Here is a 10,045-nt window from a genome sequence, read left to right as displayed (position 1 = left end):
CAAGCACCATGCTTGCGGCATTGAGCTTGAACTCGCTGGAATAGGACTTTCGCATCATCTGCACACCTCAGGTTTGGGCGCCATCATAGCGCCCTATTGATGTGTCCAAATTCATTAGGCCAGTTCAAGCCAGCTCCCACATGTCTGCGCCCTGCCGCAAGTTCCTGATACATGCAGATCAAAATGTGGGAGCGGGCTTGCTCGCGAATGCGGACTGTCAGCCAACTCATCCAGTGGCTGATTCACCGCATTCGCGAGCAAGCCCACTCCCACATTTGATTTGTGGTGAATTTAGAACGTGTACTCGGCGCCAGCACCGGCGTACCACGAGCGGCCTGGGGCGGCTTCGTAGTAGCGGTTGTTGCTGTCGCCAACGATCACCGAGCCGACGTACTGGCGGTCCAGCAGGTTGTCCAGGCGCAGGGTCTGGTGGAAGGTCCAGTGCTCGACCTTCTGTTCGAAGCGTGCGCGCCAGTTGAATACGCTGTAGGCCGGCGCGGCGCGCTCGTTGTTGGTGTCTTCGACGTAGACCTTGCTGCGGTACAGGCCTTCGATCGCGGTGCTGACCCAGTCGCGGGGCTTCCAGTTGAGTTCGGCGAACAGGGTGGTTTGTGGGACGCCGGGGAGGTAGTTGCCCTTTTCGATGGCCTTTCCGCTGTTGGTGAAGTCACTGTCGTAGGTGGCTTGCAGGCGGGTGTAGGCGAGGTTGGTGCTCCACTGTTCGCTGAGTTGGCTTTCGATGCCGAGCTCGAAGCCGCGGCGTAGGGTGCGGCCGGCGTTTTGGTAAGTGGTGCGGCCACCGCTGGATTGGCTGACCACCAATTCGTCTTCAGTAGTGATCTGGAATACTGCGGCATTGACGCGGGTGTCTTGGCCAACGCGGGCTTTCAAACCCACTTCATATTGTGTGCTGACCGATGGCTTGAGCGCGAAGTTGAAGCCATTGCTCGTGCTGGAGTACGCCGACTCCGCCTGCGTTGGGGTCTCGAAGCCTTTGCCCGCGCTCACATAGCCATGCAAGTCAGGCGTGAACGCGTACATCACACTGACCGACGGGGTGTTTTTCTGATAGGTCTTGCTGCCGCTGTCGTCGCCGTCTTTGTCGGTGATGAAGCGGTCGTCCACGTCCATCTTCATGGTGCTGTGGCGCAGGCCTGCTTGCAGGGTCCAGTCGCCGAGCAGCCAGTTGGCCTGCACGAACGGGTCGAGGCTGGTGGCGGTGTCGATTTCATCGCGGCCCAGAGCGCCTTTGACGCCGTGCACACCGTTGATGGTGTTGGAGTAGCCTTGGCGGTCATCTTCGCTGCGGTCGTAGTCGAGGCCAGCAATCAGGGTTAGGTCGCCGGGAGCGCTGGTGATGGGTTGCAGCCAGTGGACTGAGCCGCCGTAGAACTTGCGGTCGAAGGCGACCACGCCACCGCGTGCGTTGGCGGGGTTGGGTTCGTTTTTGATCTTATCTGGGATCGATAAGTACTGAATCACACTCCGCCGTCCCGTATACGCGTTTACCTGCAAGGTCGCATCGCCGAAGTACCGCTCGTAATTCATGCCCAATTGCTGATGATCAATGCTTTTACGCGTGTTGTACGTCAACGCCCCGGCCGCCACCGAGCGCGGATCTGCCTTGTACGCATCCCACGTCTGCCCCAGCGGATCCTGCGTCCCGTTCTGCTCCAGACTGCTGTAGATCAGCGCCAGCTTGCTGTCGTCATCCGGCTGGAAGTTGAGCTTGGCAAACGTCTGGTCGCGCCGGGCGCTGCTGTGGTCGCGGTAGCCGTCGGTGTCCATGCGCGAGGCGTCGAGCACGAAACCCGCGCCGTTGGCTGCGCCTTCAGCGGTCAGGTGGTTCTTGCTCATGCCATCACTGCCCACCAGGGTTTCGGCGCCGATGCGCGGCGGGCCTTCGCCGTCGCGCGAGAACATCTGGATCACGCCGCCGGCGTTGCTGCCGTACAGGGTGGCCGCCGGGCCGCGTAGCACTTCGATGCGCTCGGCGGTGTCGAGGTTGAACGTGGCCGCCTGGCCCTGGCCGTCCGGGGTGCTGGCGGGGATGCCGTCGGCGATCAGCTTGAGGCCGCGCACGCCAAACGCCGAGCGGGCGCCGAAGCCACGGGATGAGATTTGCAGGTCCTGCGCATAGTTCTGGCGGTTCTGCACCACCAGGCCAGGTACGCGGGACAGCACTTCGGAGGCATTGATGCCGAGTTGGCCATCGCTGATCTGTTCGCGGCTGATGGCGTCCACCGAGTACGGCAGGTCAAACGTCGGGCTGGCGTTGCGCGAGCCGGTGACGACGCTGGGGTCGAGGACCAGGGCTGTGTCAGCTGCCTGGGCCGTGTCGCACAGGGCGAACAGGCCGGGCAGCAGCAGGGCGAAAGGGGCGAGGGTTTTCATGAGTCGGCCGGAGTCCATGGCGTTTGGGAGTAAACGCGCAAAAAAGGCGCGAGTTTAATGACTCAAACGACTTTTATCATTTGAGAATCATCCTACGCTGCAAATCGACACCCACACCCTTGGGTTGTCGTGGCCGTCGATGCTAGCTTGGCAAGCTCCCTCGATGGTAATGGCCGAAGTGTCAAAAGGAGTGGTTCGTGAGGATTACGTCGAAAGCCTTGTGGTGCGTTGTGGCGTTGCTGCTTTCCGGTTGCGGGACGATCAATACTGTCTTCCGCCCCGACGCGGTCACCAGTCAGAACCTCAAGGACTCGCGCAGCCACTGCGAAAGCGTGCCGCGCATTTACAGCGGGGTGGTCTATGGGTTTTGTACTCTCAATGGGGAGCCCGAACCGGAAAAAAGCCTGAGCGGCGTAAGCCTGTCGGACCATGCGGGCGGGCTTCTGCCTGTTGTCGCAATCGAATTCGTCGCCTCCGGCGTACTGGATACGCTGGTCCTGCCCTATACGATCTACCGCCAGAGCAAGGACGGCAGCATCGAAATCTTCCGTTGACCCCTCTTGCCGCTTGCCGCTAACAGCTCCCTCCCGCTTTTAAGCTATAATCCCGCCCTTTAGCTGTTTCCTGCCCAGGCGGGAAGCACACTTTTTCGCGGCGTAACCCGCCTGCATGCAGACTAAAAGAGGCTAGACCCCTGTGGCATTGACGATTCTTGGCCTGTCCGGCGCCCTTAGCCATGATCCTTCCGCAGCCTTGTATATCGACGGCAAGCTGATCGCGGCCGCCGAAGAAGAGCGCTTCGTACGCGACAAACATGCAAAGAACCGCATGCCCTACGAATCGGCGAAGTTCTGCCTGGAACAAGCCGGCATCAAGCCTTCCGACGTTGACGTAGTGGCGATCCCATTCGCCCCGATCAGCCTGTTCGGCGAGGCGCGCTGGCACTATGCCAAGCGTTACTGGTACGCCCCGGACCGCGCCCTTGACGCGATCCTGATGGGCAACCGTCGCTACAAGCGCTATCGCAACAAGATCGTCTGGTGCCTGGAGCAACTGGGCTTCGATCCGAAGAAAATCAAGATCGAACCGGTTGAACACCACCTGGCCCACGCTTCCAGCGCCTACCATTGCTCCGGCTTCCAGGAGAAAACCGCGATCCTCGGCATCGACGGTAAAGGTGAGTACGCCACCACGTTCTTCGGCTACGGCGAGAACGGCAAGATCCACAAGATCAAAGAATTCTACGATCCAGACTCCCTCGGCGGCCTGTACGGCGCGATCACCGAGTTCCTCGGTTTCGAGATGCTCGACGGTGAGTTCAAGGTCATGGGCATGGCGCCGTACGGCGACGCCAGCAAATACGATTTCTCGCGCCTGGCCTCTTTTGAGAACGGCGAGTTGGTGATCAACACCGACTACGCCAACGTCATCGGCCTGCGTCGCTACAAAGAGAAGGGCAAGGGGTTCTACTTCTCGCCAAAACTGATTGAGTGGCTGGGTCCCAAGCGCGAAGGCGATATCGCCGACGAGCCGTACATCCACTACGCCGCAAGCATGCAAGCGCTGTTCGAGAAGCTGGCCTTGCAGATGATCGACCACTACCTGGGCGACATCCTCAAGGACACCGGCAAGCTGGCCTTCGCCGGTGGTTGCGCGCTGAACGTGAAGCTGAACCAGAAGATCATTGCCCGCGACGACGTGAAAGAGCTGTTCGTGCAGCCGGCGTCAGGCGATGCCGGTACTGCGGTGGGCGCGGCGGCCTACGTGTCCCACGCCCGTGGTGTACCGGTGGAGAAGATGGAACACGTCTACCTCGGCCCGTCCTACAGCAACGAAGAAGTAATTGCCGCGTGCGCCAAGCACGAGAGCAAACCGGTATGGCGCAAGATCGAGAACATGCCTAAGCGCATCGCCAAGATCATGGTCGACGGCAACCCGGTGGCCTGGTTCCAGGGCCGCATGGAGTTTGGCCCGCGTGCCCTGGGCGGTCGTTCGATCATCGGTTGCCCAAGCGCCACCGGCGTGGCCGACCGCATCAACCACCAGATCAAGTTCCGCGAGCGCTGGAGGCCTTTCTGCCCGTCGATGCTCGACACCGTGGCCCCGCAGATGATCAAGGTCGATCACCCGGCGCCGTTCATGACCTTCACCTTTGAAGTGTCGGAAGAATGGAAGACCCGCGTGCCGGAAGTGGTCCATGAAGATGGCACCTCCCGCGCCCAGGTGCTCAAGCGCGAATACAACCCGCGCTACTACGACATGATGAAAGAGCTGGAAGTACTCACCGGCAACGGCGTGTCGCTGAACACCTCGCTCAACCGTCGTGGCGAAGCGATGATCTGCTCGCCGAAAGACGCGCTGGACATGTTCTTCGGCTCCGACCTGCAATACCTGATCATGGAAGACATTCTGGTGGTCAAGGACGGCGTGGACCCTTATGACACGGTCGGCTGATCGCCACGTCCTGCAGTTCTGCCACGGCTATGACGGGCCGTTCCTCGATTGTGCCCGTCAGTACGCCAGCCTGTTCGCAGGCTCTGGCTACAAGGTGACCACGGTGTTTCTCACCGGGGTCGCCGACCCTGAGGTCGCGGCCGGTTGTGCCTCCGATGAGGTGTTGTTCATGGAGTTCAGCTCCAAGGCCATTCGTGGCCTCAAGCTGGGCGCCATCGCCGAGATGCGCAAGATCGCGGCATCGCGCAATTTCAGCTTCTGCATCGCGCACCGCGCCAAGCCGATTTACGTCGCCTTGCTCGCCACGCGCTTGCAGGTGATTGGTGTGCACCACGCCTTTGGTGATTACCAGCGCCGTGGCCGCCGCCTGTTTGCGTCGATCTTCCGCAAGCGCTTGAGCCTGGTGGGCGTGTCCGACGCCGTGCGCGACGACATCCGCCGTTGCCTGCCGAACTGGCCGGCGGCGCGTATCCAGACCTTGTACAACCGCATCGATGTCGAGGCCATGCAAGCGTTGCAGGTCTCGAAGGATGACGCGCGGGACGCCCTCGGGTTGTCGCCGGATGAGTGGGTGGTCGGCAACGTCGGCCGCCTGCACCCGGACAAGGACCAGGCCACGCTGCTCAAGGGCTTCGCCCTGGCTTTGCCACAGTTGCCCACCGAAAGCCGCCTGGCGATTCTCGGTACCGGCCGCCTGGAGCAGGATCTCAAGGAACTGGCCCGCGAGCTGGGGATTGCCGACAAGGTGCGGTTCCTCGGCCAGGTGCCGGATGCGCGCCGCTATTTCCGTGCATTTGACGTGTTTGCCTTGAGCTCCGACCACGAACCGTTCGGCATGGTGCTGCTGGAAGCCATGGCCGCTGGCGTGCCGTTGCTGGCCACGGCCTGCGGTGGTGCCAAGGAAGTGGTCGAAGGCGTGGGCATCCTGTTTCCTTTCGGCGATGCCGAGCACCTGGCCCAAGGCCTGGGGCACTTGGCTGCGATGGATCAACAGCAGCAACACCAGTGCGCCGAGATGATGCTGGAGCGCCTGCACGCACGGTTCTCGGACCAGGCGGTGCGCGACGCGTTCTGGCAACTGCCACACGTTATTGAACTGACCGCGAGGGCTTGATGCTCAATCGATTCCAAGGCTGGCGCGAGCGTGGCTGGTCCGTCGTCGATGCGCCTGCCTACAGCGAGGCCTGGCAGCGTTTTGGCGGCAGCGTCGCGACGCATCCGCAAGTGATTGAACGCCTGGCCGGGTTGGCGGATATTCCGGTGCGTTACCTGGCGTGGGAACAGGCCGGTGAACTCAAGGCGTGCATTGCCACGTGGGGGCGCGACCTGGCGTTGTCCAAGGACGTGCTCAAGCGCAGCGGCAAGAAAGGCCTGTTTGACCTGGGCAATGCCGAGATCATCCTGCCGGCCGCCGCCGATGCGCAGGCGCCGCTGCGCCAGCGTGCGCGTTACCTGTCGACGCTCAACGAAGGTCGTTTCAGCGGCCTCAAGCTCCAGGCCGAGCAGTTGGCCATGGCGCGTACCCCGGAAGAACTGTCGAAGAAGTTTCGCTACAACCAGCGCCGCGAACTGCGTTTGCTGGAAGAGGCGGGCGGTGTGGTGCGGCCGGTCAGCGAGTTTTCCAGCGCTGAGCTGGCGTCCATCTACTGCGACCTGTTCCTGCGCCGCTGGGGCTTTACCGCCACCGGCGCCGAGCGCTTGGCCGAGGTGATCGAGTTGCTGCGCGAGTGGCTGATCGGCTCGGTGATCTTTCTCAACGATGCGCCCATCGCCATCCAGTTGGTGTACCGGGTCGAGTCGCCAGAGTGGATCAGCGTGGAGTACGTCAACGGCGGGGTCGACCCCGAAACCCGCGCCTTCAGCCCTGGCAGCGTGCTGAGCTTTCTCAATACCCAAAGCGCCTGGGAACAGGCCCGTGAAGTCGGCAAGCCGCTGCGGTTTTCCTTCGGTCGCGCCGACCGTGAGTACAAGGACCGTTGGTGCAACCCTGTGCAGGTATTGTGCGTATGACCCGCAAGCAGCAATTGCTCAAGCGTCACCGGCGCAACAAGCGCATGGCGCTGGTCATCGGCGTGCTGCTGTTGGTGCTGGTGGGCATCCTGGTGGCCTGGTGGCTGCCGTTGCTGTTGGCGGTGCTGGCCTGGGTCGCCCACGAAGCCTGGTTTGCCGACCACCTGTTTTATGCGCCCAACGAAGATTACCAATACCGTTTCTCGGCGGATGCCGAGCTGCCCGATGTGCGCCTGGAAAACGGGCGCTTGCTGCTGGCTCAGCCGGTGGACGCCGATGCCACGTTGGTGCTGGCGATCAAGGTCAAAAGCACATGGCTGGGACGCTTTCTCGACCCGAGCATCGAGTTTGCGGACGACCGGCAAACCTTCGAACGTGGCGTCAACGGTGTGCGCTACCTGAACCTCAGCGGTTTGAATCCTGGCGAGCTGCACCTGCGCGGCCGCCATTGCCGCCTGCTTGGCACGCCGCGACTGTGGGCCTGGACCCACCCGGACTTTCGCCAGCAGCGCGTGATGGTCATTGCGCCCCACGCCGACGATGCCGAGCTGGCCGCGTTCGGGCTTTACAGCCAGGCTGAAAAGCCGTGGATCGTCACCCTCACGGCGGGCGAAATCGAAGCCGAGCACTACCAGCAGATGGGCCTGGACGCGGTTGAAGCTGCGCGCATCAAAGGCCGACTGCGTGCCTGGGACAGCATCGCCGTACCGCTGTGGGCCGGTGTGCCGCAGGCGCATTGCGTGCAGTTGGGCTACTTCTGCCTGCAATTGCAGGCGATGCAGGCCGCGCCGGATCTACCCTTCGCCTCCCGTGAAGCCGAGCTGACGGACGTGCGCCCGTTTCGCCAATTCAACCCATTCCCGCTGCCAGCGGACAGCGACGGCCTGCCGACCTGGAACAACCTGTTGGCCGATCTTCGTCAGGTGCTGTTGATGGCGCGCCCGGAAGTCATCGTGCTGCCGTACTCGGCGCTGGACCCGCACCCTGACCACATCTGCGCGCAGAGTGCGGTCATGGAGGCCCTGCAAGGTTTGGAATGGCAGCCGACTACCATCCTCGGCTACGCCAACCACCTGCATGACAACGACCGTTGGCCCATGGGCGATGCGGGCAACGGCATCGCCTTGCCGCCATTGTTCGATGCAACCCAGGAACTGCACCCGTGCAGCCTGCCACTGATGTTGGCCCGGCAGCGTGACAAGGCCATGGCGCTGGGCATGATGCACGACCTGCAACCGGCGCCGCCCTTCAAGCGACGCGTGCGGCGCCTGTTGCAACGTTTATTGGCCGGGCGCGCGCGCTCGCCTTATGGGGAGAACGAGTTCTTCCGCAAGGCCGTGCGGCGGCATGAATTGTTCTGGCGTTTGTGACCTGTGAAAGGAAGAACATGAAAGTTTTATTTCTGGTGCAGAAAGAGCAGCGCGCCATCCTCGATCGCCTTTACGAAGGCATCGCCGAGCATTGCGAATGCGATACCCGTTGGTTGAGCAGCGCCGAACAGCGCAACCTGCGCGGTTACTTTCGCCGTGAAGTGGATGTGACCCAGTACGACCGCATCATCTTCTTCCTGCGCTTCAAGCAGGAGATCCGCCAGGCCGGGTTTATCCGTACGATCCCCAACCTGGTGATCCTCGAACACGATGCCTACCAGAACTACATTCCGTGCAAATACACCGGCAAGTTCAGCGCGCACTACCGCCGTCTGCCATGGGCGCGGGTAATCAGCTCGGGCTTTATGGTGTCGCAGCGTTTGCGTGAGGAAGGTTTTGACGCGGTGTTCGTGCCCAAGGGTTACGACCAGGCGCTGTTGCAGCCGCAGGAACGTGAGCGCGACATCGAGCTGGCGTTTGTCGGCAGCACCAACAGCGTGGCCTACAGCGGGCGCAAGGCGTTGCTCGATGAGCTGGCTAAGGTCGAACCCTTGGTGGTAACGCGCACCAAGTCGGGCGAGGAATATTGCGCGACCCTCAACCGGATTCGCTTTTTCGTCAGTGCCGATGTGGGCATGGGCGAATACATGATCAAGAACTTCGAGGCCATGGCCTGTGGCTGTGTGCTGCTGGCGTATGACCAGGGCGAGGCGGAAAACCAGGCCCTGGGTTTTGAAGACAAGGTCAACGTGGTGTTCTATAAAGACATCCCGCAGTTGCAGGAAAAACTCGCCGAGTTGCGTGCCAACCCTCAGTTGGCGTCGGCTATTGCGCGTAACGGCCAGGACTTGGCCGTCAGCCAGTTCAGCTTCGCGCGTATCGGTCAGCGCATCGTCGAAGTACTGGAGCCGCCGTTGCGGCCGCGTGCACCCTTGAGTCTGCTGGAAAAGTTGCGCCTGAAACTGGGCGTGTAACCTCCGTCGGGTCGTTGAATGCGACCATTTTATTGTTGGTGCCCACGTGCGATTTTCCGAACAGAGCGACATCACCCTTGTCGTGACCAGCTGCGGCCGCTTTGATCTGTTGAAGCGCACGCTTGAGAGCTTCGACGCCTTCAATACGGCGGATATCCGCGAGGTGTTCATTACCGAGGATTCCGGTGATGACGGCGTGCGCCAGGCCATTCCTGCCCATTGGCAGGAACATTGCACCTTCTTCGTCAATCGCCCGAAACTCGGCCAGTTGGCCTCGATCGACTTGGCCTACACTTCGGTGAAGACGCCGTACATTTTCCACTGTGAAGATGATTGGGAGTTCTATCGCCCGGGGTTTGTCGAGGACTCCAAGACGATCCTGGAGCTGCGCCCGGACATTCTCCAGGTGTGGCTGCGCAACTTTGTCTATGACTTGCAGGTACACAGCCCCTATATCCGCCTGGGGCCGCGTGAGCTGATCGGCGCCGTGCCGTGTTATCCGTTGATTTCCGACAAGCCGGAATGGCAGGCATTTTCCCTGAACCCCGGTTTGCGACGTATCAAGGAATACCTGTTGTGCGCGCCTTATGCAGGGTTTGAAGGGGAGAAAGGCTTGTCGCGACGGTATGCCGAATTGAACTTGATGGCCGTGACCCTTGAGGGCGACGCGGTGCTGCACACCGGTTTTGGCCTACATGTATCGACCTCGGCCGAGCGCTTGAACAAGGCCCGGCGCAAGCGTCGCGAGCGAATCAAGTTGGGCGCAGTGCTGCTGTTGGGTCTCGCCATCGGCTGGTTGATCGGTTGAGCTACGAACACGCCTCCAGAACGTCCGCAGAAGGT

General features: G+C 61.5%; 8 protein-coding genes. 7 read left to right on the top strand and 1 reads right to left on the bottom strand.

The window, feature by feature from the left end; genetic code table 11:
- Positions 1-291: 291 nt before the first annotated feature.
- The gene (locus tag ACU688_RS27660; protein WP_448187170.1) at positions 292-2,394 is read right to left on the bottom strand and encodes a TonB-dependent receptor family protein; all 2,103 of its coding nucleotides are present in this window, start codon (positions 2,392-2,394) and stop codon (positions 292-294) included.
- A gap of 197 nt (positions 2,395-2,591) precedes the next feature.
- On the opposite strand from ACU688_RS27660, the gene ACU688_RS27655 reads away from it, so the two are divergent.
- The 7 genes from ACU688_RS27655 to ACU688_RS27625 all read left to right on the top strand — a co-directional run bounded on the left by ACU688_RS27655 (position 2,592) and on the right by ACU688_RS27625 (position 10,010).
- Positions 2,592-2,948, top strand: coding sequence for a YceK/YidQ family lipoprotein (locus tag ACU688_RS27655; RefSeq protein WP_448187169.1), 357 nt, complete (start codon positions 2,592-2,594; stop codon positions 2,946-2,948).
- Positions 2,949-3,090: 142 nt separating this feature from the next.
- Positions 3,091-4,848, top strand: a complete 1,758-nt coding sequence (locus tag ACU688_RS27650; protein ID WP_448187168.1) for a carbamoyltransferase family protein — start codon at positions 3,091-3,093, stop codon at positions 4,846-4,848.
- A complete protein-coding gene (locus tag ACU688_RS27645; RefSeq protein WP_448187167.1) occupies positions 4,832-5,962 on the top strand; it encodes a glycosyltransferase in 1,131 nt (376 codons plus the stop codon). The genes ACU688_RS27650 and ACU688_RS27645 overlap by 17 nt, the downstream gene beginning before the upstream one ends.
- Complete coding sequence (locus ACU688_RS27640; RefSeq protein ID WP_448187166.1) at positions 5,962-6,858, top strand: antimicrobial resistance protein Mig-14; 897 nt, start codon at positions 5,962-5,964, stop codon at positions 6,856-6,858. Before ACU688_RS27645 ends, ACU688_RS27640 begins: the two co-directional genes overlap by 1 nt.
- On the top strand, positions 6,855-8,228 hold the full coding sequence (locus ACU688_RS27635) for a PIG-L deacetylase family protein (RefSeq protein WP_448187165.1): 1,374 nt from the start codon (positions 6,855-6,857) through the stop codon (positions 8,226-8,228). Before ACU688_RS27640 ends, ACU688_RS27635 begins: the two co-directional genes overlap by 4 nt.
- Before the next feature lie 17 nt (positions 8,229-8,245).
- Positions 8,246-9,202, top strand: a complete 957-nt coding sequence (locus ACU688_RS27630) for a glycosyltransferase family protein (protein ID WP_448187164.1) — start codon at positions 8,246-8,248, stop codon at positions 9,200-9,202.
- Positions 9,203-9,248: 46 nt separating this feature from the next.
- Positions 9,249-10,010 (top strand): glycosyltransferase family 2 protein, encoded by a 762-nt coding sequence (locus ACU688_RS27625; RefSeq protein ID WP_448187163.1) that lies wholly within the window; start codon positions 9,249-9,251, stop codon positions 10,008-10,010.
- The last annotated feature ends 35 nt before the right edge of the window (positions 10,011-10,045 follow it).

This window comes from Pseudomonas acericola (SeqCode) (assembly GCF_053456465.1).
Note: the sequence above shows the minus strand (reverse complement) of the source record. Positions and strands in the feature narration are given on the sequence as shown.